The following is a 22,903-nucleotide window of genomic DNA, read 5'->3' as shown; positions in this document are numbered from 1 at the left end:
GGTTCGCAGTCGCGAATCATTTTCCGTTTGAATAATTGAATCGATGGTGTCATGATTGTTTGCTCGTTCATCACTTACGAGGGGCTAGGTGAAATAACAATGAATCACGTAATGATTACAGGTGCAAATCGCGGTCTAGGATATGAATTATTAAAGGTTTTCTACAACGCTGGAGATTTTGTTTATGCTATCGTTCGAGATTCTCAATCAGCAGAGCGTTTAAAGGATAAATTTGGACAAAGGGTTGTACCCGTTATTGCAGATATTGGTCTTGATCAGAGTGAACAAATTGTCAAAGCTGCTTTAAGTAAAGTAACAGATCGTCTGGACATTCTCATTAATAACGCAGGTCAATCTTCAGGTAAGGTACCTAAAATTCGTGATTTGGAAACAGAAGAAGTTGCTCAGTTATTTAATGTGCACTGCCTAGGTGTAGTTCGAATGGTAAAAGCTACCCTTGATTTATTACATCAGTCAACCTTGCCAAGGATAATAAATATCTCTTCTAGACTCGGCTCCATGCAAATGATGGTAGAGCAAGAATTTGCCCATCTGAAGACCTCATATTCTTACCAAATTGCCAAAGCGGCACAAAATATGCTTTCTATCTGTTTAGGTGAAGAATTGTATAAGAAAGGAATATCAGTTTATGCAGTGCATCCTGGAAAACTGAAAACTGCGGGGGCTGCAATTGACGCAGATATAGAAGCAGAAGAAGGAGCAGCGAACATATATCATTGGCTAAACGAGATGAAAAGACCTGCTCGAACTCAGTTTATACAGCCACAAGTATCTGTATTGAAATGGTAGATAAGGATAAAGGAGCAAAGCAATGGATTATGACGTTATCGTGATTGGTGGTGGACCATCCGGTCTAATGGCAAGTGCTTCAGCGGGTTTACAGGGAGCTAAAGTTCTCTTATTGGATAAAGGCGAGAAATTGGGCAAAAAATTAGCGATTTCCGGTGGAGGACGCTGCAATGTAACAAATAATAAAGAGATAGATGAATTAATTCAAAATATCCCTGGAAATGGTCGGTTTTTATATAGCGTCTTTGCCACATTTAATAATCGCGATATTATTCATTTTTTTGAGGGTTTAGGGGTTCAGCTAAAAGAAGAAGACCATGGTCGGATGTTTCCAGTTACAAATAAAGCAAAAACAGTTGTACAAGCATTGATCCAGAAGGTAAAAGAGGTAGGGGTAGAGATTCGAGTCAATACACCTGTGAAAGAAGTTCTCTATCAAAATGGTGCTGTTCGTGGTGTACAAACAAAAACAGGAAAAATATATCATGCACCTACTGTCATCTTAGCAACAGGAGGAAAAGCTGCTTCACATACTGGATCACAAGGTGATGGATATATATGGGCGGAAGCAGCGAGGCATACGATTACAGAGCTATTCCCAACAGAGGTGCCACTTACTTCTAGTGAGACCCTGATAACATCTAAAGCGTTGCAAGGTCTTTCTTTGCGTGATGTGGCAATATCAGTGCTTAATCCAAAGGGAAAGAAAATCATTACTCATCGTGGTGATATGCTTTTTACTCATTTTGGACTTTCAGGTCCAATTGCCCTCCGATGTAGTCAATTTGTCATAAAAACCTTAAAAAAGCTCTCTTTAACTGAAGTACCTGTTGTAATTGATTTATTTCCCGATGAGCCTTTTCATTTGCTTCACTTGAGAATCGATCAACTATTGAAAGAGCAAGAGAGAAAATTATTGAAGAACGTAATCAAAGCGATCCTTCCTGACCGGCTGATTACAGCTATGTTTCAGCAATTACATCTCAATCAAGAAACGACTTGTTTGCAGCTCAATCAAGAGCAGATTCAGGAAATTTCAACTTGGTGTAAAAACTTTACCCTTCAAATCAATGGAACCTTACCATTGGAGAAAGCGTTTGTGACTGGTGGAGGCGTACATGTAAAAGAAATTCAGCCGAAAACGATGGAATCGAAAATAATGAATGGGCTCTTCTTTTGTGGTGAAATCCTTGATATTCATGGATATACAGGAGGATATAACATTACAGCTGCGATGTGTACAGGATTTGTGGCAGGGATGAATGCTGCAAAAAATAAAAAGAAGACATTTTAGTCCTCCACTAAAGCGTAATTTTAAGCGAATCTTCCACTCATAAGAAAAGATAGTTTAGGAGGGTCTCTGTAGGTGATAAGCTGAACCTGTGTTGTAAATGATGGTACTATTAATTTTATGTTTACTTTTATTTACTATTTAAATGATAATATATTTATTGTAGTTGATTGATCAGATTGAGTGGGGAGAGAAAAAAATGATCGAAGAAAATATGAATCCATTTTTAACAGCACAGAAACAAATTGAAACAGCTGCCAACAAGTTGCAGCTTCCTCAGCATGTGATTGAAATTTTAAAGCGCCCCATGAGAGTCTTAAAAGTAACTTTCCCAGTTAAGATGGATGATGGGTCGATGCGTGTATTCGAGGGTTTCCGTTCACAGCATAATGATGCAGTAGGACCTACAAAAGGAGGAATTCGCTTTCATCCAAGTGTAACGGAAGATGAGGTAAAAGCCCTTTCGATGTGGATGACATTTAAATGTGGTGTGGTGGGTTTGCCACTTGGCGGTGGAAAGGGTGGCGTTATTGTTGACCCTCATACGTTAAGTAAAGGTGAATTAGAACGACTGAGTCGTGCTTTTTTTGAAGCGATTGCCCAGATTATAGGACCTGATAAAGATATTCCTGCACCAGATGTATATACGAATGCGCAAATCATGGGCTGGATGATGGATACCTTTAGTCGATTACAAGGTAGCTATTCACCTGGTGTCATTACTGGAAAACCTTTAAGTATAGGCGGTTCAAAAGGAAGAGGAGAAGCAACAGCACGTGGGGTTGTCATAACAGTTGTAGAGGCGATGAAACAATTAAATAAACCATTACATGAGGCAACGGTTGCCATTCAAGGTTTTGGAAATGCCGGAAGAAATGTAGCAGCTATGTTATCAAGTTTGGGCAGTAAAATAGTAGCAGTGAGTGATTCTCAAGGCGCCATTTATGATGCTCAAGGCTTAAATCTTGATCGTGTGATGGATTTAAAAGATCATGGTAGTATTCGAGATTATGGAGCAGATCATTTAATTGATCCGTATGAATTACTCGAGTTAGATGTTGATATTTTAGTGCCTGCTGCTTTGGAGAATGTGATAACTGTAGAAAATGCAGATCGAATCCAAGCGAAAATTGTAGCCGAAGCGGCAAATGGTCCCACTCTGCCAGAAGCAGATGATATCTTATTTAAAAAAGGTATTTTGGTCATCCCTGACATCTTAGCGAATGCTGGAGGTGTCACTGTTTCTTACTTTGAAGGGGTTCAAAATGCGATGAATTACTATTGGAGTGAAGAGGAAGTAAACGAGAAATTAGAGGTTATGATGATTGATGCTTATTATCAAGTGAATGAGCTTGCTAAGGAATATAAAACTGACTTGCGTACTGCTGCTTATATGAAGTCTATCAAGCGAATAGTAGAAGCAATGGATGCTAGAGGATGGATATAAGAGAGATGATAAAAAAGTACCGTGAACAGCCCTCATGGTAAAGTGGAAGAACATATCACTACATTGAGCCCCTAATGAAGCGACAGTGGGAGACAGCTCTCTCTGTCGCTTTTCATATGGAAAATGAAATTTGATGATTAGAACAAAGACATAATAACTTTCCACATGGATCATGGTTGATCATTGCCCTACATCTGAATCTTCTGTAGATGGCTTGTCATCATATACAGTTATTTTTTTATCTTCCATTTGGATAAAGCCTTGATGACGTCTAGACTCTTCTTTTAGTAACTTTTCTATAAACAGAGCAAAACTAGCAATATTTTGGAGCGCTAACAGTTGGAAGTATTCGGCACGGTGCTCTGATCGAATAATTAAAGGTGGTAAGCCTCTCTCTAACAATGAGTAAATCATTAGCATGCGTCCTGTGCGACCGTTTCCATCTGAAAAAGGATGAATTCTCTCTAGTTGGATGTGGAAATCACCTACTATTCGCATAATATCATTTTCGTTTTTCGCAACTTGATCTAATTGATAATTAAGATTTTCTACCCACTGCTCCATTAATAGTGGGGTTTCATGGGGAGAAGCTGGTCGGAAATCTGCTCCTATAATAAAATTGTCATGCATTTTAAATTTTCCTTTATCGGATAATAATCGATCGGTTAATCGTTCATGAATTCCTTTTATAATTTCTGTGGACAATGGTTTTTGATTGATTATTTGATCAATTACATATTGGAATGCTTCTTTGTGGTTAGTGATTTCATATAACTCCCGTAAATCTGTCTTACCAGGAATAGTATTGTGTAAAATGATTGAAACTGTATCAGGAAGACTAATTGTATTCCCTTCGATTGCGGATGAATGATGTGCTAAGCGAATCAGAACATCTTGTAAATACTCATCAGGTAAGGGTATGCTTTTACCTTTCATTTCAATCGCGCCTTTCGATTCCATTTATTCAGGACAAATTATAGCATGTTTTTCAGGTGAACCAAAGAAGAGTGCGACAGTTCTGTCGCTTCGCTTTATCGGGATGTTTGATGTGGAGCGTTTTCTCTATAAAGTTGTAAGAATTTTAGGACCGTTTTTTGTTACAGCAACAGTATGTTCATATTGAACACAGATTGATCCATCAACTGTTCGGGCAGTCCATCCATCTGAATCAATTTTAGCTCGCCAGTCTCCCAATGTAATCATTGGTTCAATGGCTAAGGTCATGCCATTTTGGATCAAGGTTCCGCTTCCTGGTTCTCCAAAATGAGGGATTTTCGGCTCCTCCCATAATACTTGCCCCACACCATGTCCTACGAAGTCCCTTACCACACCTAATCCTAAACCTTCTGCATAGGATTGAATAGTATGACCAATGTCGCCGGTTGTATAACCTGCCTTTGCTTTAGCAATTCCTTTATAAAGTGCTTTTTTACATACCTTCATCAATTTTCGAATTTGAGGTGAAATTTGACCAATCGCATAAGTCCAAGCGGAGTCACCATGATAACCACGATAATGAGCGCCAATATCAATTGTCACTATATCGCCATTTTTCAACGGAGTATCAGTTGGGAATCCGTGACAGATCACGTCATTTTGTGCTACACAGATCGTGTAAGGAAATCCATGATGTCCTTTGAAGCTTGGTTTCGCTCCATTTTTGCGGATTTTCTTCTCGATCAATCGATCCAGTGCAAGCGTTGTGATTCCTGGCTTGATAGATTCGGCGATCAGAGCATGACATTCGGCTACAATCTTGCCTGCATCACGCATGATTGCAAGTTCACGAGCCGATTTTAAATGAATCATCATTCTCTCCTCCCATAAGCAACTTTTTATCATATATGATGAATATGATCTTTTAGGTAACATAAGCAAAAAAGCGGCGATAGGTGACAAACTCATGGAGTATCGTATCATTTGTTTAGTCAGTTGATATTTTGATTAACGAAAGAAATGTCTTATTTAGATGATCTTATCAGATTATTTTGCTATTGGATTTGACTTATTCATTTCCATTTGGTAATATAACTAAACAGTTATATAATGAGCATAGGAATGTGACATATGGATAAGGAAAAATACACCACAAATTTATTTGACGTTATTGCTGAGAAAAATCGCAGAAAAATGATAGACCTCCTTAGAGTGCGACCCATGTCAGTCGGAGAACTAGTTGAGTTAACGCAATTAAGTCAACCGGGGGTGTCAAAACATCTCCGAAAATTAAAGGAAATAGGGTTAGTTTTTATTGATAAGGATTCTCAAAAACATATTTATCATTTGAATGCAAAGCCACTTGCTGAAATTGATAACTGGTTAAAACCTTATCGGAAATATTGGTCAAACAAATTAGATTCCTTAGAACAATTATTAGATGAGGAGGAGTAATAATGCTGGCAGTTGTAAAAAAGGTGAAGGATGGCTATATAGCGACATATAAAAGACAGCTAAACCATTCAATTGGTAAGGTTTGGGCTTCGTTAACGGAAAATGATAAATTGGAAAAATGGATGTCCAACCTTCAAGTTGTGGATCTTCAAAAAGGGGGAACGATCAAATTCAATTTTAATGATGGGTCGGGGAACTCTTTTGATATCATGATCATGGATTACAAAGAACATTCATACATCCAGTATGAATGGGGCGAGGGATGGGTTCGGTTTGAACTATATCCAAAAGATGATGGTTGTTTATTAGTATTAAAAGAATTTATTCCTACTCTAAGTGACCATACTTCTAAAGATCTAGCTGGATGGCATGCATGCTTAGATATGTTTAGTAATTTATTAGAAGGTCAATTTATAGACTTCCCAAAAGATAAATGGAAAACATGGTATGAGAATTATCAGCGTGTACTTCAAAAGGTTGAAAGCTAGACTTTTTTTGCAGAGACGAACAAAATTCTGGTATATTGGGCAGATTCTAACCAAAAAGTTCAAATCGACCTGAATCTCCACGCCGTATAATTGGAAGAAGTGGTGGATTGTAGATAAGAAAACGCTTTGAGTTTTTCTTCATAACTCAAGGCGTTCTTTGGATTCTGATTTATTATTTGAAATATGGATTTATTCATAGTTTTCATATAAAATAAACAGAGCTCTGCTTTGATCGTTCGATCATGTTGGTGTTTTCCTGTATTATATTTTATATGGAATTTTTTCTAAATGAAATGATTTCGTGATTGATCTGACTCTTTATGGTTTATTCATTTAAATAATAAATAATGGTTAATACTGGAGGTCTTGCAATGGAACAAAATCCATTACAGCTCGATAAGAGAGAAATGAGAAAATTGGGATATCAAATTATTGATCAATTAGTAGAACATTACTCACAACTCCCTAATAAATCAGTATTTAATAGTTCGTCACCTGAACAACTTCAATTGCTTCTTGAAGAGTCTATCCCATATGAGGGTTCAAATTATGAAATCGTACTAGATCAATTAAATAAAAATGTTTTGAATCATATAACTTTTTCTAGTCATCCTCGTTTTTTTGCATTTGTACCTAGCCCTAGCAATTTTATAGGAGTGGTAGCAGATTTACTAGCAAAAGGGTATAACATTTTTAATGGAGCATGGCATGAGTCCGCTGGTGCAGCACAGATCGAAAAGATAACCATAGACTGGTTTAGACAGATTTTTGGAATGCCTATTACGGCTGGAGGATTGTTTTTATCTGGTGGATCAATGGCTAATTTAACTGCAAGCTTTTTAGCAAAAGAGATTAAATTAAGTAATGAAGAGAAGCATGGAACAATTTACTATTCAGATCAAACGCATTCATCTGTTTTTCGCGCATTACGGATGCTGGGATTTCAGGAAAGGCAAATTCGGATTATTCGATCTGATCATCAATTTGAGATTAATTTGGAACACTTAGTTCAGATGATAGAGAAGGATAAAAAAGATGGAATGAAGCCTTTTTTAATTGTTGGTAATGTTGGAAGTACAAACACAGGTTCAATTGATCCGATATGCGATTTATTACAAATATCTAAATATTACGACCTTTGGTTACATGTAGATGGAGCTATTGGTGCAGCAACTATATTAGATGATCGAATCAAACATAGACTCAAATCGATAGGTCAGGTGGATTCCATAACTTTTGATCCTCATAAATGGTGGTTTCAACCATATGGAATTGGTGGCTTGCTTGTTAAAAATATTACTCAACTTGAAAAAACTTTTCAATTGTTACCTGAATATTTGGATGACAGTAAGACGAAAGGTCGTGAGATTAATTTTTATAATTATGGACCCGAATTATCTAGACCTTTTCGAGCGTTAAAAGTATGGTTTTCTTTTCAAGTGTTTGGATTAAATGCTTTTAAAGAAGCTGTTCAACATGGAGTGAATATGGCAAGGTATTGTCAGCAAATCGTTGACAATATGCCTCAATGGGAAATCGTGTCGCCGGCTTATACTTGCATTATAAACTTTCGCTATGTCCCACAAGGAATGACAGAAGCAGCGATTAACCATATAAATAAACAAATTTCACAGAGGATAATTGAGAGTGGATGGGCAATGATTAGAACAACTACACTCAAATGTCAAAGAGTGCTGCGACTTTGTCCAATTAACCCTCGTGTTACAAGGGAAGAAATAGAACTAACATTTCATAAACTGGATAAGATTGCAAAGGACATTTGCAAATCAAATATTGATTAAGTTGCTCCCACTACGAAAAAAGGATGGATTATTCAACAGAGTCATTAATATCGTTTTTAAAAAAATAATGATAAAATGATGGGGTAGCTTTGATTATCGTTATAAGGGTGATTAAAAATAGAATCAAATAATGAACCAGTAAAACCTAGAAGTCGCATTGTGAATTGGTTGGTCGGTATTGGAGCGATTATACTTAGCTTTGGAAAAACCATTTTGCCCTTACTTAAATTTGGTAAATTTGGTGGAACGTTGTTGACAATGGGTCTTTCGGTTTGGGCTTATGCGATGCTCTATTCTTGGCAATTTTCCATTGGCTTAGTGTTAATGATTTTTATTCATGAAATGGGGCATGTCCTTGCTGCAAAGCAAAAAGGATTGCCTGCGTCTGCTCCAGCATTTATTCCATTTGTAGGGGCATTGATCATGTTAAAAAAGAATCCTCAGGATGCTGAAACAGAAGCATATATTGCATATGGGGGCCCTTTGCTTGGAACAATTGGAGCGCTTAGTTCTTTTGCGCTTGGGTACTGGTTACAAAATGATCTATTTTATGCAATTGCTTTGATTGGTTTTGCACTGAATCTATTTAACCTGATCCCGATTCATCCGTTAGATGGTGGAAGAATTGTAGTCGCAGTAACACGTTGGTTGTGGGGACTTGGTTTAATACTAGGGCTGATCTTAATTTTTTATCTGCAAAGTTGGATATTAGCGATTGTTTATCTGTTTTTTGTATATGATCTCTGGACACGACTACGTCAAGAGAATAAAACAGTCGATGTTGAAATCGATGTTGATGTATCTGCTGATCTGTTTGAGCAGGAAGGTGTTTTAATTCCTGGCGAAACGCATCGACGCACACTAAATTATGACTATTATTGTGATCTTCATACAAAGCTTCATATCCTTCAGGTAAAGTATCCTGGGATTGGTACGATATATCGGCTTGAAGGGATGAATCATGGGGTGATGGGGGTTGAATTGATTCGTACAACGCATCCAACTGTAGAAAATCCTAACATCAATATGGTTTTAAAATTGACTGTTATTCCCGAACAGCGATTAACACAGGATAAATTTTATTATCAGGTTCCCTTGAAAAAAAGATGGATCTATGGAATTGCTTATTTGGGTCTTGCTGCTGTCCTAGGTATCATGATGTTTGTGACGAGTACATTGATTCAGCATCCCACTATAGGCGGTTAATAGGAAAAAGCCAATCCCTAACGAAGCGGGTTGGCTCTTTGTTTTGGAGGAAAAGGAAAGAGTGCATCAGTATAACGTAGAAGGGAAGGACTAATCGATTGCCTTTTTGTAACAAGTGACACCATATATTCATCCACTTGTGGAATGTTCACAATCTGCCACATCTGTTCATTTTTCGGAATTACCCGATCGCGCAAAATGGGTTTTAAAGCAATAGAAACATCTATTTCTTTGATTGGATAAGATAATCCATGTCCAATTGCCTTCACATATGCTTCTTTACGGGTCCAACAGCGATAGAATGCAGCGGTCTTTACTGTACGTGGTAACCAGTAAAATTCTTCCCGTTCTTTCATGGACATAAAGTGTGGCACAAGCTCGTCTAATGGAATATTTTCTTTCATTTTTTCAACATCAATTCCTACTTGGCTAAAGGAAAGTGCAATGACTGCTTTTGTGGCTGAATGACTTAAATTAAAATGAATCGTTGGTTCTTCAGCTTGGATTAGAATCGGCTTTCCATTTTGCTCGGTTCCATATCGAATGGATTGTGGGAAACAATTCATATAGCGGCTAAGGATTAACCGACAAATACCGTGGATCACAATATATCGATTCTGATCATCAGTAAAGACAAATCTTCTAGCTTGTTCTTGTTCCATTGTAGATAATAGATGAAATAAGCTAGATCGTTGATGTAGGAATCGTTCTACGTCAATCCACCAAAGATGTACATCGTTTCCATGCAATCCTACAAATGACGATGGTGTATACCAATTCATAGCAGACACGACCTTTTTTTACCTATATTAACAGATTTTTCTGGATTTTGCGAGAACCAAAGTTAAATTTTAAAGACTCTTACTCATTGATCATAATAAATGAGTAAGAGTCGATTTAACTAATTCATTTGAAATTGTGCATGATAGAGTTGATGATACATTCCCTTTTTGGCAAGAAGTTCTTCGTGTGCTCCCTGCTCAATAATCCCATTATGATCAACGACAATGATTCGATCTGCTTTTTGGATGGTTGCTAACCGATGAGCGATCACCAGTGTTGTGCGCCCTTGAGCAAGTTTATTCAGCGCTTCTTGAATCGCAACTTCTGTAGCTGTATCGAGGGCTGAAGTTGCTTCATCTAAGATGAGGATAGGTGGGTTTTTCAAAAAGACACGAGCAATTGCAATCCGTTGTTTTTGCCCACCGGATAATTTAACTCCACGTTCACCAACAATTGTATCGATTCCATCAGGCAAAGAATGGATTAAATCGGTCAATTGTGCATGTTTAGCCGCGGTCCATATTTCTTCATCTGAGGCATGTAATCTTCCATAGCTGATATTTTCTCGAATCGTACCAGCAAATAAATAAACATCTTGTTGAACAATGCCAATCTGTTGGCGTAGTGAAGTCTGTTTCATGTCTCGAATATCGATTCTATCGATTGTGATCCTTCCCTGAGTCACTTCATAGAAACGTGGGAGAAGGCTGCAAATTGTTGTTTTACCTGTTCCCGATGGTCCAACAAAAGCAATCGTTTCGCCAGGTTGAATGGTTAAATTAAAATCGTGTAAGACAGGTGCTGAATCAGAGTATGAGAATGAAACATGTTCATAGCGAATGTTACCCTGTAAATGTTCAACTGGAATCGCATCAGGTTTGTCTGCAATATCAGGTTCGGTATCAAGTAGTTCAGTATATCGTTTAAATCCAGCAATTCCCTTTGGATAACTTTCAATTACAGCGTTAATCTTTTCAATAGGGCGAAAAAGGACATTTGTTAATAAAACAAAACCAACAAATCCGCCATATGATATATCTTTCTGAATGACAAACCAAGTACCACTCACTAAAATAAAGAGAATAGACAGACGCATCAGTAAGTAACTAACCGATAGATTGTACCCAATAATTTGATAGGATTGCAATTTTATTTTCCGAAATCGTCGATTGATCGTATGGAATTCTTTTGTTTCATGTTCTTCATTACCAAATGCTTTGACAACGCGAATTCCACCAATTGTACTTTCAATTTGATTATGAAAAGAACCCATTTGTTCATATAGCTTTCTGGAGGTTCGGGTCATCCGTTGATTAAAATAGATACCGAGAGCCAAAAGAATGGGCATGATCAGAAAGGTGAGCAGAGCGAGTTTTACATGGATGTAAAGCATGATGATAAAAGTACCCAATAACGTCATAATGGCAATAAAGATATCTTCAGGACCATGATGTGCAAGTTCGCCGATTTCAAATAGATCATTGGTTAGTCGTGAGATGAGTTGTCCTGTCTTTTGGTTATCAAAATAACGAAAGGATAGCTTTTGAACGTGATCAAATAACTTTTGGCGCATATCTGTCTCAATATTGATACCTAATTTATGCCCCCAGTATACAAATACATATTGTAAAAATGAATTGATCAAGTAGACAACGAGTAGTCCCAAACATGCCCAAAAGATAAGTTTCCAATTTCCTTGCGGTAATAGGTGATCAATAAATTGGTTTACAATGAGGGGAAAACTTAATTCAAGTACGCCTACAATGATCGAACAGATGAAGCTAAGCCAAAATAAACCTTGGTATGGCTTATAGTAAGAAAAAAAACGTCGAATCACTTCAATCACTCGTTTCTAGGAAATATTGCTGCAATGGATCCGTAGAGTCAATCGTCACTTTGTTTATTATAAAGAACCTAGGAGGATTTTACATTGATCAGTAAATATATGAAATCATTATTTGTATTTGGTTTTGTTTTTTTAATTTTGAATGGATGTTCATTGATGGCTGAAAAGAAAGAATCTCCTAATATGCAAAAAATAGACGCAGTGATTGAAGCGATTAAGGATGATAATTTACCAAAAGTTTCCCAATTACTGAAAGCAAAAGTTGATTTAAATAAACCTAATATAGATGGAGAATTCCCATTGCATATGGCGGTTTCAATGGGAAATCTAGATATCGCAAAGTTGTTATTACAGCATGGTGCTAATCTTAATTTTCAGGATCAGTTTGGTGTGACGCCTTTAATGATGGCTGTAGATAATCCTAATTTCGACTATGATACTCAGCGGTACCAAAGTAATGGAAGAGATTTGGTTCCTTGGCTCCTTCAGCAAGGAGCTAGAGTTGATCTAATGGATAACCGAGGACAGTCAGTTCTGTGGTATGCAATACGTTCGAACGATTCCACTCAGATTCAAAAAATTCTTGCCAAAAAAGTAAATGTCAACCAAGTTGATTTAAAAGGAAGTAGACCGATTTTTGCTGCATTGGAAACACATCAATTGTCTGTTATTGATACGCTTGTGAAAGCGAAAGCTGATTTAAAACAGAAAAATGATTATGGTCAAACCCCGCTTGCCTGGTGTTATTATCATCAGGAGATTGACTTATTTCGCTATTTCCTAAAACAAAAAGATGTACAAACCATTGATCCAAATGGAAAACCACTAATCTTTCAAGCGATTCGAGATGGACAATTTCCGTTTTTTCAAGCAATGCTGGTCAATAAACAGTTGTTGAATATAAAAAATGATTATCAAGGTACGCCTCTAATGTATGCGGCTGAGAATAACCGTTTGCAAATGGTTGACGCGTTGCTCCAAGCAGGTGTCAATGTAAATGAAGTAGATCGTGAAGGAGAAACTGCACTATCCCATGCAGTTCGATATGGACGAAAAGAGGTAGTTAAGAAGCTTTTGACAGTAGGGGCTAATGCATTAATGAAAGATGTAGCGGGTGAGGACATCTTAAAGGAATTAGGAGAACATGGATATAAACCTGTTGATCCAGAATTGCGACAAATCATTACTCAGGCAATCGAGAAGCAGAAAAAAGAGGGTATGAAACAACCAATACCTCAAAAAGGCAAGAATATGATAAAAAAGTAAATTAGCCGGCTGTAAACCGGCTTTTTCGCTTTAATGAAGTCTTGTCTCTTCAGATATAACAGGATCGATTGATTGATAAATTTCAGGTTGAAACTCTTCAAAAAAAGCGGTCTGTTTTTCAGGTGCTACATAGCCCAGCTCAATTCCTGTTGCTTTGGAAATAAATGGGTCAAGCGTACATAGATCGGTTTTGGAAAGATCAGAGAGAGAGGTTTTTCCTAATGAGATGGCCACAAGTTCCATTTCCTGTAAAACAGCGTTAAAGTAACGAACTAAGTTTTGCGTTGCTTGTGTAACGTCAAGTTGGTCTGTCATTTTGCCTGCATACACAACTAGACTTGTCGGAGCTTCAAATGGTATCGTTTTTGTCATCTGCTCACTAACAAGTGCCATAAGTGCAGCAGTACCAATATAAATGCAATCTGCACCCAGAGCGAGTGCTTTCATCATTTGACCAGGTGTAACGAGACCTCCTGTGGCAATCAGACTGATTTCATCTGTGATTCCTTTACTCGCGAAGTAGTCAGCAGCTCGTGCAATGGCAAACAAAGTTGGAAGACCTACATCATCCTGAAGTGTTGGTGCTCCTCCATGTGTACCACCCTCTGCTCCATCAAGTGTGATAAAGTCAACGCCAGCTTCAATCGCAATCTGTAACTCTTTTTCTAGATGATGTGATGCACATATTTTTAAACCAACAGGAACCTCAGCTTCTTCTTGTAAACGGTGAACCAGTTGGATAAAGTCATCTTTTGTATGAACACCAGGAAGTCTCGATTTGATTTCGGCTGCTTCTCCCTTTTTTAATGTAAATACTTCGCGAAACTCTGGACCGATATTTTTTGCTGTTGTCCGTTGAGGAGCGGAACCTTGTGCTCCTTGTCCCAATTGGATTTCAATTGCATCGAGTCGCTTATATTTATCTGCTTGATTAAGCCAACCACCACGATTATATTGTCCGATCAATAGCTGTGCATTCTCACGCTCTGCTTCTAATAAACCTGCTTCACCGGTATTCGTAGCTGTCCCTATAATACTAGATGCTCTTGCTAAAGCGATTTTTGTTTTTTTACTTAATGCTCCACCAAAAGACATTCCTGCGATCAGAATAGGAATTGAGACAGTAAGCGGTCTTTTGGCCCGTTTACCGATCGTAACAGCTGTTTGGATTTGTACATTATCTTGTGTTGGAAAACGAAAAAGATGAACAGGATTGAAAAATAACCTATCCCAAGGTGATGCATGGATCGGGCTGCCCAAAGGACGAGAGAGCGGTGTCCCCTGATTTGCACGCATGGCTATTTCCAGTAAGTTTGTAACACCAACTTTGGTTGTCGCGGGTATCATTTCCATGACATTTTCGGTATATTGATCACGAATGGCTCGAAGAACAGTCCGATCAACTGTTCGGTTAATAGCTGTTCGCATTAGGGAATCAATGTATTTCCACATGGTTATGATTCTCCCTAGACTCTTCATGATGCCACTCATTTTTTAATTCATTAATTCTCTGTGCCATGGATAGACACATTTGCTTCATACTTCCTAATTGTCTTGCCGCCGTTTTCTCTTCAACGGCAATATCATTTAGCTCTCGATGGTCATAGTTGGTTAGTTTTTTAAAGTGCTCCTGCTCAATGGAAGCCATTGTGCCTGCCATTGTTTCTAATCTGTTCAGCTCTGAATGTAGATAGGTAAGGGTATGTTCTAGTTTTTGTTCGTGAGACATGTATCATCGCTCCTATTATCGAATAAAAATTAAAACTCTTCTGTTCCATCGTGTGGGGGATGACTTCCCGGAGAGTCTCGCATAAGACCAGCATGATACTCTTTTCTTGGATAGACATAAGCAGAGGCACGTCGCTGTTTTCGCTTCCAAGGTGAACTTTTGCCTAGTTTTTCATTTCGAGTCGCTCCAACAGGTCCTTCTGGAAATTCTTCTGGTAGTAATTCTTGTTTGTCCATCTCATTCACCTCGAAAATTAAAGTATCCCAAAAATGTAGATTTTATCCTTTGCAAACGATGAGTAAGCCCATTCATTTGAGTTCAATTAAGAAAGGCTAGCTCGACACCGACAAGATCGACAGTCGAGAGTCCGCGTAAACACTTCGAAGATCTATAGACCAAGCAACTTAGGTTAAGATCTTGAGGTCTAATGGTAGCCGAATAGGGAGTTGTCTTCACTCGGTCAATCCCAAAAGTAGCCAACATCTGTATGTTCGGGGGACAAGCTGCTTTTTGTATTCATTACTCATGACATATCATGCAGATTGATCTAAACAAAGAAGCCCCTGAGCAACTGGAAGATTGGCTCTCCCAGTGCCTAGGGGCTTCCTCATGACAGCTTGATCAGTCGTCGTTGCTGCCACTGGTGTCGTCGGGATCGAAATCGCGACGAACCTGTCTGGTGTCGGGGTCGACCTCGGTGTTGACCTGCTTCTTGTCGTTACCCATGAAGACCTCACTAACTCTAGCTTAGAAACTAGTCGCATCCAACAGGATCACAAAAAAGGATCAAATACCTCCTTCTGTGCATAAGCGGTCGCTAAATTAATACTAGCATAATATATAAGAGTAATCATTTATCATCTGAATCTCTGCACTCAATAGAATAGCATGTATAATATTCATTTAAAATGGATTATTCCGACTAATATTGACACACGCACCCTGATTCCCCACAGGGAACCAGGATGCGCGCTCCTGTTCAGAGGTGCTTGTCTCGATCACATGCCCCTGTTCCTGAACTCGATCCGGCACAGGAGGTTCAAGTGGTCACAGTCGGGGTACTGGAGGTACTCCTCCTTGACCTGCCCATGCTGGAGAGCCTGGAAGAACTTCTTGGACATTCCCCACTTGACCTGCTGAAGGTTGAACCTTTCAGGAGTTCGTGTGACGAAGTAACACAGGTAGTCCCTCTTGCCCTTCTCCGTCCAGGTGTCCTCGGATGTGGGATACCCGAACTGACCATCCGTCCCGTAGATCAGTCCCCCGTTGATGAACCACTGAGTGTTGCTAACCCAGTGAACCGAGGGGCCAGTTCCATAGATGCGGATCGGCTCCCTGTCGATGGTCTGGGGGCCGGTGATCTGGTCGAAGGTGGACTGGTTGATCTCGAAGAGGCCCAGGGTGCGCTCCTCCATGACGGGGATGCACATCGTGAAGTCCAGCGGTAGGATGAGGGACTTCGAGTGGTACTCGTCGTGAGTCACATTGTCGGCGATGATGGTGATGAGCTTCGCGTTCATGGCTCCTCCAGGAAATGGTTGTGGCCGTAAAGACCTCGAAACTACCCAACCGGGTGAGTTCCGCCGCTTCGATTTTTCGTTACCGAATAGAAACGACCCAAGGGTCGCCAACTATTTTGGTATTTCTATAATTTTCATAGTCATTTTAATTATACTATACAGTATGGTATTGAACAAGAGGCAATGTGCATGCCCATCAAGTTAAGAATAAATAATCCCCCAAAACAAAAAAATGATCCTTTTCTTCTGGAACATCCTGATGTAAGTCGAAATGACAATGGAGCAAATGGCGAATGGTGTAATCCACCTAGAAGAAAATTAGGAATTCATCCGACAACTCATCCAAATAATGGTGCAGATGCATTGTTATGGATTCAACGGCCCGGAGAGCAGATAGTGATTGTAATATTGGTAAAGGAACAAAAGCAGGTCAATTTTCACCTGATTTAGCGATTTTATGAATCAATGGAAATTAATCGTGGAAAGCCTAAGGAAGATTTCCTTAGGCTTGATCATGTGTAGAAGGCTTATTCTAAGGCATTTCTCTTTTGTTGAATAATCGATGCAGCCATTTTACGTAATGTTGTTTTCATTACTTTTCCTGTTGAATTTCGTGGTAATTCATCAATAAACTCTACGTTTTCGCCGCATTTAAAAGCGGCTAATCTCCCTTTGCAAAACGCAAGAATATCTTCTTTTGTCAATTTTGAGTGTGGTCTTTTGACAACAAAAGCCATCGGGATTTGACCTTGAATTTCGTCAGGGGCTCCTACGACAGCGATTTCGTGAATGCCTTCTAGATTCAGAAGAATTCCTTCCACTTCAGCAGGGTATATATTTTCTCCCGCACAGATAATCATATCTTTTAGTCGATCTACAACCATTAAATACCCTTCGGCATCCATTTTTCCCATGTCTCCTGAATGATACCAACCATTTCGAACCACCTTAGCAGTTTCTTCTGGCTTCCGCCAATATCCAGCAAACATTTGCGGACCTCGATAGGCAATTTCTCCCACTTGACCACGGGGCAATTCTTCCCCTGTTTCTGGGTCAACAATTTTGATTTCTGTAAAAGGTGCAGGCTTACCTACAGTATGTTTCTTTTCTTTATCCATTCCATTTGTCCAACAGCAAGCAATTCCAGAGAACTCTGTACAACCATATCCGTGACAAATTTCTAACCCAAATTGGTTGCATTTTTCAATGATTTGAGCTGGGACGGAGTCAGCACCACAGATGATATAGCGTAATGAATCGATGTCTCGTTCCATCCAATTCGGTTCATTCATCAGTAGTTTAAGCATAGCCGGAACCGCTAGAAATTGAGTGATTCGTTCATTTTCAATGACTTGCCAAGTTAGTCGAGGGTGGAAATCTGCATATACAGAGGTAGATCCTCGAACTAGGTTGGTAACAGTAAACATATGTCCACTAATATGAAACATGGGGGTAATAATTAAGTTTCGATCAAAAGTGCGCCAATCAAAATGGTTGCTAAAGTGGTAGCCGGACATCCATAGGTTATTGTGTGTAAGTATGACACCTTTTGGAACACCTGTTGTACCAGAAGTATAGATCAATAAAAATGGATCATCGCCACCTCCGATTAATTCTGGTTCCTCTTCATCTGATTCTTCTAGGAGTTGTTGAAAAGAAATTGTCGATGATATGGAATTTCCTAGACTTACAAAAGTGAGTAAAGATGGAACATGATGACGTAAAATATCAACCTGTGAAGCGAATGACTCATCGTAAAAAAGTACTTTTGGTTCGCCATCGTTGAGAATTTGTTTGAATTCTTCTATATTCAGCCTTACATTGAGTGGAAGGGAAACAGCACCGATCTTTGCCGCTCCATAGAAAATTGTCATCATATCAATACTGTTTTGACAAAGCAATGCGATTCGTTCTTTTGGTTTTATACCATTATGTTTGAGCCAATTGGCAATGCGATTCACTTGGGCATTTAATTGGGAGTATGTAAAGCGAACATTGCGATTAGCATCAATCGCACCTTCGACATCGGAATAACTTTTTGCACGGTATGTGAGTAACTGTCCGATGTTATGTTTCAATGTTATAACCCCTTTTTTTCTAAAATTAGACTGTATTTATATAATTTAAAACTTGGTACTTATAAGAATACTATTGGAGAAAGAAGCGAACAAGTGAACAGATAAGATTCGGAATAGGCAGAATAATGGTATCTAACACAGAATCAATGAGAACAATCATATCTTGCGGTTATATTGTAAGATGAATATAGTTTTTCGATGATATGATAAAATGGTAGACGTTGATCTAGGAAAGGGGAATATTTGTGTTGCTGTTAACAGTACCAGATGAATTTTCATTTTCGCAAACACTTGCGTATTTATCTGTTTCCTCCGCAGAGTGTATGTACCAGATGAAAGATAAAAAATTATATAAACTTCTAAAAATAGATGATATAGACTTATTGATAGAAATTAGTAATCCAACACAAAACGTATTGCAAATATCCTTTATCAATCAACCGAAGATCATGAATGAAAAGATTGAGCTGAAAGTTACAAAATATATACAAGATTGGTTTGATCTTGATCGTGATTTAGTTCCTTTTTACCAAATGGCAGCACATGACCCCATATTGAGTAAAATCGCAAAGCAGTTTTATGGCTTGCGTAATATTGGCATGCCATCATTGTTTGAAGCACTATGTTGGGCGATTATTGGACAACAAATCAATCTGTCTTTTGCTTACACGCTAAAACGCCGTTTTGTAGAAACGTTTGGAAAATCGATCACTTGGCAAGATCAAAAGTATTGGTTATTTCCCACTTCTGGTCAGATTGCATCATTGTCAATTGATGATTTAACTGCATTAAAAATGACAAAGAAGAAAGCAGAATATCTGATTGGTGTTGCTTCATTAATAGAGTCGACAGAGCTATCTAAAAGTGCATTACTTGATTTGATGGTGCAAAAAGGGGAGAAGGAAGCAGAAAAGCAGTTAGTCAAAATTAGAGGGATTGGACCTTGGACAGCTAACTATGTGATGATGCGTTGTTTAAGAGCTTCTTCCGCATTTCCGATTGATGATGTCGGTTTGCAAAATGCAATGAAATTTGCGCTTGGTTTAGACCAGAAACCAACAAAGGATGAGATTAAAACGTGGTCGATCAACTGGGCAAATTGGGAATCATATGCAACTTTCTACCTTTGGAGAACATTATACTAATATTCCTTAAACCATTATCTTTGTCCACAAACTAAAGCCCCATCCAATCGATGGGGCTTTAGACTATCCTACAATTTTATCTATTATCCCATACTCCAATGCTTCTTCAGCCGTTAGATAATGGTCTCGTTCCATATCCTGTTCGATTTTAGATAAGGGTTGCTTGGTACGTTCAGAATAGATTTGATTAATTCGTTTTCGATGCTTCAAGATATTATCCGCCTGGATTTTTATATCTGTGGCTTGACCCTCTATCTTTTGAACCCAGGGTTGGTGGATGAGAATTTCAGCATTGGGGAGTGCTAAGCGTTTACCTTTGGCACCGCCCACTAAGATGGTAGCGGCAGCTGAAGCAGATAGACCAATCGCAATTGTCGAAACATCAGGTTTGATCAACTGCATGGTGTCAAAAATCGCTAATCCACTTGTTACTGAGCCCCCAGGCGAATTGATGTAGAGATTGATGTCTTTTTTATCATCTTCTGCAGCTAAGAATAACAATTGAGCAATGATACTGTTGGCAACTTGATCATCAATTCCTGTGCCTAGGAATATGATTCGGTCTTTCAGCATACGCGAATAAATATCATAAGAACGCTCGCCGCGATCGGTTGATTCGATAACATATGGAATAGTGGTCATCAGTAACACCCTCTCAAATAGATTCCATCTAAGCAGCCATTTGTAGTTTTTGTTTAAAGCCAAATCCAGAGGAGGAGATATGAATCCTTACAGGAGATGGAGGATTGATTTCTAAAACATCATAAGTACTTTCGTGTTTGGTAGGGAAATGAATCACTTTCCCTTGCTCTTTTTGCTTTGATTTTGTTTCCCATATGATCGTTGATTCCTTTTCATGACTCTCTTTCTTCTTCGCCATGATCAACTTTCTGGTCATTTTTCTCCTCCTCGAATTTAGTGTGTTGGGGGTAGACGGCAAGGATCACCTGGTAGTCTTCGCTATTTTGGTGACTCACTTGATATCGTTTGACGAGCTCTTTCATCATTTCGATGTATTCATGAACAAATGCTTGCCGTTGTTCTTCTCCGCTTAACTTTACTTGCAGTTGAAGTGTGGCACTAGGAATTTGTTCTGCTTGATCGGAATGCTCCATTAAACTAATGGCGTCGCGCTTTATACGCTCAGAAGTGTGAATTAAATGCGCGAGCGCTCCTTGATCTTTAATTTTTTGAAGCGTTTCTTGCCCCCAAGTAAGCGACTCTGAAAGCAGAAAGGATCGGGCAATGCTTTGATATAGTATTTCAACTAAATTTCGAACTTGACGCGTCCCGACTTGCATCACCAATCCAACTTTTTCTAGGCTTTTTAGATGATAATTGATGCGCTGAGGTGGTTCGCGAAGTTGGCGTGCTACTTCAGCAGCGGAACGAGGCTGTTTGAGTAATGTTAATATTTCCACGCGAAGGGGATTAATCAGTGCTGTGGCCTGTTCAGGAGACTCGATTCGATAGGTTTCCTGGATTTTTTGATTCATTGCAACACCACTTAATAAGTATTATTTACGTAAAAATATTTTATTACGTTATTATTTTATTGTCAAGTGATCGAAAGTAAGTAAAAGCGGGCCTTCAGCATATATCTCCCGAAAATGTTCATTAAGAAGCATCTCCAGAATTGAAATGATTCAGGAGATCCAATAGCAGGACTAGCTTTTTTTTCGGTTTGGGAGGATCTTTTTCTTAGCTATGGGCATGCAACAGTATCTCTAATCTACATTTTCGGGGTTATGAAAGAAACGCCTAAAAGCTTTTTATCAAAATTGGATAAAAAAGCGTTTTCAAATGATAGGTTTTGTTGTATAAATAAGATATAACAAAATGTGAAAGCGGTTACACATCGTAGATCGTAGAGAGAGGTGAGACGAAAGTTCGATCTAGTTAAGCTTCACTTTCATCTTGTACCAGTTTACAAAATCTGAAAGGGGACTCTGTAAATGAAGAAACGCTCACTATGGTTATCATGTATCGCAATCTTATCTCTCATCTTGGTTGTAACTGGATGTGGTGGTGCTGCAACTACAAAAAAATCGGGAGAAACTAATGTTCTATATTATGTAAACGGTTCCCTAGGTGATAAAGGTTTTGTTGATTCAGCACAGCGAGGCATTGAAAAAGCGCGTAAAGAATTAGGCATCAAAACAAAAACAGTCGAAGGCGGAACAAACCAAGCTGACTGGGCTTCTGGCTTAGAATCATTGATCTCAGGTGGCAAATACGATTTGGTAGTGGTAGGTACCAGTCAGATGGTTGATTCAGTCAAAGAATTATCTCAGCGTTATCCTGATGTCAAATTTATCTTCTTTGATGATGTGGTAAAAGATTCTCCAAATGTTTATTCAATGACCTATTCGCAGAGTGATGGTTCATTCTTAGCTGGAGCCTTTGCAGGTTTGGTAACAACAAGTAAAGAACTGAAAGCTGCAAATCCAGATAAAGTGATTGGCTTTATTGGTGGACAAGATATCCCGATTATTAACGATTTTAAATATGGCTATGAGCAAGGAGCCAAATATATCGATCCCCAAATTCAAGTTGTAGCATCTTATGTTGGTGATTTTGTAAACGCACCAAAAGCAAAAGATCAAGCGCTCTCACAGTATAATACGCAAAAAGTAGATATCTCCTTTAATGTAGCAGCAGGTGCAGGTTTAGGATTATTAGAAGCTAGCCATGATGTAGGTAAATATAGCATTGGGGTCGACTCAAACCAAAATGCTCTCTATCCTGGAAGCGTTCTCACATCCATGATGAAGAATATCGATGAATCCATTTTCCGTGCCCTTTCTATGTATAAAGAAGGTAAGTTGAAATTTGGTACACATGAAGTCCTTGGATTAAAAGAGAAAGGCGTAGGTTTAGCAAAGGATAAACTTTATGAAGAACATGTGCCAAAAGATATTCAAGATAAGATGAAAGAGATTGAACAAAAATTGGTCAATGGAGATATTCAAGTGAAGTCATTGCTTAAAAATAATAAATGAGGGTGAATTTAATCTTGCTTTGAACTACTACCACCTACAGAGGTGGTAGATTCCTGCGAACACCAGACCAACGTCCAGTTATCTTAGCAGGCTCTACCC

Annotated in this window: 23 protein-coding genes; 11 read left to right on the top strand and 12 right to left on the bottom strand. The window is 38.6% G+C overall.

The features are described from left to right. The first annotated feature begins 99 nt into the window (after positions 1–99). The 3 genes from BUB71_RS15385 (at position 100) to BUB71_RS15375 (ending at position 3,548) form a co-directional block, all read left to right on the top strand. Positions 100–810, top strand: coding sequence for an SDR family NAD(P)-dependent oxidoreductase (locus BUB71_RS15385; RefSeq protein WP_073156718.1), 711 nt, complete (start codon positions 100–102; stop codon positions 808–810). A gap of 22 nt (positions 811–832) precedes the next feature. Beyond that, entirely contained in the window at positions 833–2,104 is a 1,272-nt protein-coding gene (locus BUB71_RS15380; RefSeq protein WP_073156713.1) for a BaiN/RdsA family NAD(P)/FAD-dependent oxidoreductase, read from the top strand. 196 nt (positions 2,105–2,300) lie between these two features. Then, entirely contained in the window at positions 2,301–3,548 is a 1,248-nt protein-coding gene (locus BUB71_RS15375; RefSeq protein WP_073156708.1) for a Glu/Leu/Phe/Val family dehydrogenase, read from the top strand. A 180-nt stretch (positions 3,549–3,728) separates the two neighbouring features. Here the strand turns inward: BUB71_RS15375 and BUB71_RS15370 are convergent, their stop codons facing one another. After that, positions 3,729–4,484 (bottom strand): Fic family protein, encoded by a 756-nt coding sequence (locus tag BUB71_RS15370; protein ID WP_073156705.1) that lies wholly within the window; start codon positions 4,482–4,484, stop codon positions 3,729–3,731. A 126-nt stretch (positions 4,485–4,610) separates the two neighbouring features. After that, entirely contained in the window at positions 4,611–5,357 is a 747-nt protein-coding gene (gene map, locus BUB71_RS15365) for a type I methionyl aminopeptidase (RefSeq protein ID WP_073156701.1), read from the bottom strand. Positions 5,358–5,615: 258 nt separating this feature from the next. Here map and BUB71_RS15360 point away from each other — a divergent pair, with 258 nt between their 5' ends. The 4 genes from BUB71_RS15360 to BUB71_RS15345 all read left to right on the top strand — a co-directional run bounded on the left by BUB71_RS15360 (position 5,616) and on the right by BUB71_RS15345 (position 9,435). Beyond that, a complete protein-coding gene (locus BUB71_RS15360) occupies positions 5,616–5,939 on the top strand; it encodes an ArsR/SmtB family transcription factor (protein WP_073156699.1) in 324 nt (107 codons plus the stop codon). A gap of 2 nt (positions 5,940–5,941) precedes the next feature. Next, positions 5,942–6,427, top strand: coding sequence for an SRPBCC family protein (locus BUB71_RS15355; RefSeq protein WP_073156695.1), 486 nt, complete (start codon positions 5,942–5,944; stop codon positions 6,425–6,427). Positions 6,428–6,798: 371 nt separating this feature from the next. Then, positions 6,799–8,229 carry a pyridoxal phosphate-dependent decarboxylase family protein gene (locus tag BUB71_RS15350; RefSeq protein ID WP_073156692.1) on the top strand — a complete coding sequence of 477 codons (1,431 nt, stop codon included), beginning with the start codon at positions 6,799–6,801 and terminating at the stop codon, positions 8,227–8,229. 159 nt (positions 8,230–8,388) lie between these two features. Beyond that, on the top strand, positions 8,389–9,435 hold the full coding sequence (locus tag BUB71_RS15345) for a site-2 protease family protein (RefSeq protein ID WP_084731669.1): 1,047 nt from the start codon (positions 8,389–8,391) through the stop codon (positions 9,433–9,435). Positions 9,436–9,452: 17 nt separating this feature from the next. Here BUB71_RS15345 and BUB71_RS15340 read toward each other — a convergent pair whose 3' ends face one another. Together BUB71_RS15340 and BUB71_RS15335 are read right to left on the bottom strand one after the other, a co-directional pair. Then, positions 9,453–10,217: a 4'-phosphopantetheinyl transferase family protein gene (locus BUB71_RS15340; protein ID WP_073156684.1), complete on the bottom strand. Its 765-nt coding sequence runs from the start codon at positions 10,215–10,217 to the stop codon at positions 9,453–9,455. A 119-nt stretch (positions 10,218–10,336) separates the two neighbouring features. Further along, the gene (locus tag BUB71_RS15335; protein WP_073156680.1) at positions 10,337–12,055 is read right to left on the bottom strand and encodes an ABC transporter ATP-binding protein; all 1,719 of its coding nucleotides are present in this window, start codon (positions 12,053–12,055) and stop codon (positions 10,337–10,339) included. A gap of 93 nt (positions 12,056–12,148) precedes the next feature. Here BUB71_RS15335 and BUB71_RS15330 point away from each other — a divergent pair, with 93 nt between their 5' ends. Beyond that, a complete protein-coding gene (locus BUB71_RS15330) occupies positions 12,149–13,330 on the top strand; it encodes an ankyrin repeat domain-containing protein (RefSeq protein WP_073156677.1) in 1,182 nt (393 codons plus the stop codon). Positions 13,331–13,360: 30 nt separating this feature from the next. Here BUB71_RS15330 and BUB71_RS15325 read toward each other — a convergent pair whose 3' ends face one another. The 4 genes from BUB71_RS15325 to BUB71_RS19235 all read right to left on the bottom strand — a co-directional run bounded on the left by BUB71_RS15325 (position 13,361) and on the right by BUB71_RS19235 (position 16,579). Continuing rightward, the gene (locus BUB71_RS15325; protein WP_073156674.1) at positions 13,361–14,782 is read right to left on the bottom strand and encodes an FMN-binding glutamate synthase family protein; all 1,422 of its coding nucleotides are present in this window, start codon (positions 14,780–14,782) and stop codon (positions 13,361–13,363) included. Beyond that, positions 14,766–15,059 carry a hypothetical protein gene (locus tag BUB71_RS15320; protein ID WP_073156671.1) on the bottom strand — a complete coding sequence of 98 codons (294 nt, stop codon included), beginning with the start codon at positions 15,057–15,059 and terminating at the stop codon, positions 14,766–14,768. The genes BUB71_RS15325 and BUB71_RS15320 overlap by 17 nt, the downstream gene beginning before the upstream one ends. A 29-nt stretch (positions 15,060–15,088) precedes the next feature. Further along, the gene (locus tag BUB71_RS15315; protein ID WP_073156668.1) at positions 15,089–15,295 is read right to left on the bottom strand and encodes a hypothetical protein; all 207 of its coding nucleotides are present in this window, start codon (positions 15,293–15,295) and stop codon (positions 15,089–15,091) included. Between the two features lie 762 nt (positions 15,296–16,057). Further along, entirely contained in the window at positions 16,058–16,579 is a 522-nt protein-coding gene (locus BUB71_RS19235) for a hypothetical protein (protein WP_139279145.1), read from the bottom strand. 189 nt (positions 16,580–16,768) lie between these two features. Between BUB71_RS19235 and BUB71_RS15300 the strand changes: the two genes are divergently transcribed. Then, positions 16,769–17,029 carry a glycoside hydrolase family 6 protein gene (locus tag BUB71_RS15300; RefSeq protein WP_073156656.1) on the top strand — a complete coding sequence of 87 codons (261 nt, stop codon included), beginning with the start codon at positions 16,769–16,771 and terminating at the stop codon, positions 17,027–17,029. 77 nt (positions 17,030–17,106) lie between these two features. On the opposite strand, the gene BUB71_RS15295 is transcribed toward BUB71_RS15300, so the two are convergent. Then, positions 17,107–18,657, bottom strand: coding sequence for a class I adenylate-forming enzyme family protein (locus tag BUB71_RS15295; RefSeq protein ID WP_073156653.1), 1,551 nt, complete (start codon positions 18,655–18,657; stop codon positions 17,107–17,109). Positions 18,658–18,902: 245 nt separating this feature from the next. Here BUB71_RS15295 and BUB71_RS15290 point away from each other — a divergent pair, with 245 nt between their 5' ends. Beyond that, positions 18,903–19,802 (top strand): DNA-3-methyladenine glycosylase family protein, encoded by a 900-nt coding sequence (locus BUB71_RS15290; protein ID WP_245815660.1) that lies wholly within the window; start codon positions 18,903–18,905, stop codon positions 19,800–19,802. Positions 19,803–19,865: 63 nt separating this feature from the next. Here the strand turns inward: BUB71_RS15290 and BUB71_RS15285 are convergent, their stop codons facing one another. From BUB71_RS15285 to BUB71_RS15275, 3 genes are read right to left on the bottom strand one after another with little or no spacing between them, the layout of a single operon-like run. Next, complete coding sequence (locus BUB71_RS15285; RefSeq protein ID WP_073156646.1) at positions 19,866–20,444, bottom strand: ATP-dependent Clp protease proteolytic subunit; 579 nt, start codon at positions 20,442–20,444, stop codon at positions 19,866–19,868. A gap of 28 nt (positions 20,445–20,472) precedes the next feature. Continuing rightward, on the bottom strand, positions 20,473–20,700 hold the full coding sequence (locus BUB71_RS15280) for a hypothetical protein (RefSeq protein WP_073156642.1): 228 nt from the start codon (positions 20,698–20,700) through the stop codon (positions 20,473–20,475). Continuing rightward, a complete protein-coding gene (locus BUB71_RS15275; protein ID WP_073156638.1) occupies positions 20,657–21,298 on the bottom strand; it encodes a winged helix-turn-helix domain-containing protein in 642 nt (213 codons plus the stop codon). The genes BUB71_RS15280 and BUB71_RS15275 overlap by 44 nt, the downstream gene beginning before the upstream one ends. A 459-nt stretch (positions 21,299–21,757) precedes the next feature. On the opposite strand from BUB71_RS15275, the gene BUB71_RS15270 reads away from it, so the two are divergent. Beyond that, on the top strand, positions 21,758–22,804 hold the full coding sequence (locus BUB71_RS15270; protein ID WP_073156634.1) for a BMP family lipoprotein: 1,047 nt from the start codon (positions 21,758–21,760) through the stop codon (positions 22,802–22,804). The last annotated feature ends 99 nt before the right edge of the window (positions 22,805–22,903 follow it).

The sequence above is a fragment of the Seinonella peptonophila genome, assembly GCF_900129355.1.
GTDB classification, from domain to species: domain Bacteria; phylum Bacillota; class Bacilli; order Thermoactinomycetales; family Thermoactinomycetaceae; genus Seinonella; species Seinonella peptonophila.
The sequence above is the reverse complement of the archived record's forward strand: the minus strand, read 5'-3'. Positions and strand labels throughout refer to the sequence as shown.

Coding starts and splice junctions, on each gene's coding strand:
- BUB71_RS15370 (WP_073156705.1), bottom strand. CDS start 4,484: ATGAAAGGTAAAAGCATACCCTTACCTGATGAGTATTTACAAGATGTT.
- BUB71_RS15360 (WP_073156699.1), top strand. CDS start 5,616: ATGGATAAGGAAAAATACACCACAAATTTATTTGACGTTATTGCTGAG.
- BUB71_RS15385 (WP_073156718.1), top strand. CDS start 100: ATGAATCACGTAATGATTACAGGTGCAAATCGCGGTCTAGGATATGAA.
- BUB71_RS19235 (WP_139279145.1), bottom strand. CDS start 16,579: ATGAACGCGAAGCTCATCACCATCATCGCCGACAATGTGACTCACGAC.
- BUB71_RS15380 (WP_073156713.1), top strand. CDS start 833: ATGGATTATGACGTTATCGTGATTGGTGGTGGACCATCCGGTCTAATG.
- BUB71_RS15275 (WP_073156638.1), bottom strand. CDS start 21,298: ATGAATCAAAAAATCCAGGAAACCTATCGAATCGAGTCTCCTGAACAG.
- BUB71_RS15320 (WP_073156671.1), bottom strand. CDS start 15,059: ATGTCTCACGAACAAAAACTAGAACATACCCTTACCTATCTACATTCA.
- BUB71_RS15285 (WP_073156646.1), bottom strand. CDS start 20,444: ATGACCACTATTCCATATGTTATCGAATCAACCGATCGCGGCGAGCGT.
- BUB71_RS15355 (WP_073156695.1), top strand. CDS start 5,942: ATGCTGGCAGTTGTAAAAAAGGTGAAGGATGGCTATATAGCGACATAT.
- BUB71_RS15300 (WP_073156656.1), top strand. CDS start 16,769: ATGCCCATCAAGTTAAGAATAAATAATCCCCCAAAACAAAAAAATGAT.
- BUB71_RS15270 (WP_073156634.1), top strand. CDS start 21,758: ATGAAGAAACGCTCACTATGGTTATCATGTATCGCAATCTTATCTCTC.
- BUB71_RS15350 (WP_073156692.1), top strand. CDS start 6,799: ATGGAACAAAATCCATTACAGCTCGATAAGAGAGAAATGAGAAAATTG.
- BUB71_RS15340 (WP_073156684.1), bottom strand. CDS start 10,217: ATGAATTGGTATACACCATCGTCATTTGTAGGATTGCATGGAAACGAT.
- BUB71_RS15315 (WP_073156668.1), bottom strand. CDS start 15,295: ATGGACAAACAAGAATTACTACCAGAAGAATTTCCAGAAGGACCTGTT.
- BUB71_RS15280 (WP_073156642.1), bottom strand. CDS start 20,700: ATGACCAGAAAGTTGATCATGGCGAAGAAGAAAGAGAGTCATGAAAAG.
- BUB71_RS15375 (WP_073156708.1), top strand. CDS start 2,301: ATGATCGAAGAAAATATGAATCCATTTTTAACAGCACAGAAACAAATT.
- BUB71_RS15325 (WP_073156674.1), bottom strand. CDS start 14,782: ATGTGGAAATACATTGATTCCCTAATGCGAACAGCTATTAACCGAACA.
- map (WP_073156701.1), bottom strand. CDS start 5,357: ATGATTCATTTAAAATCGGCTCGTGAACTTGCAATCATGCGTGATGCA.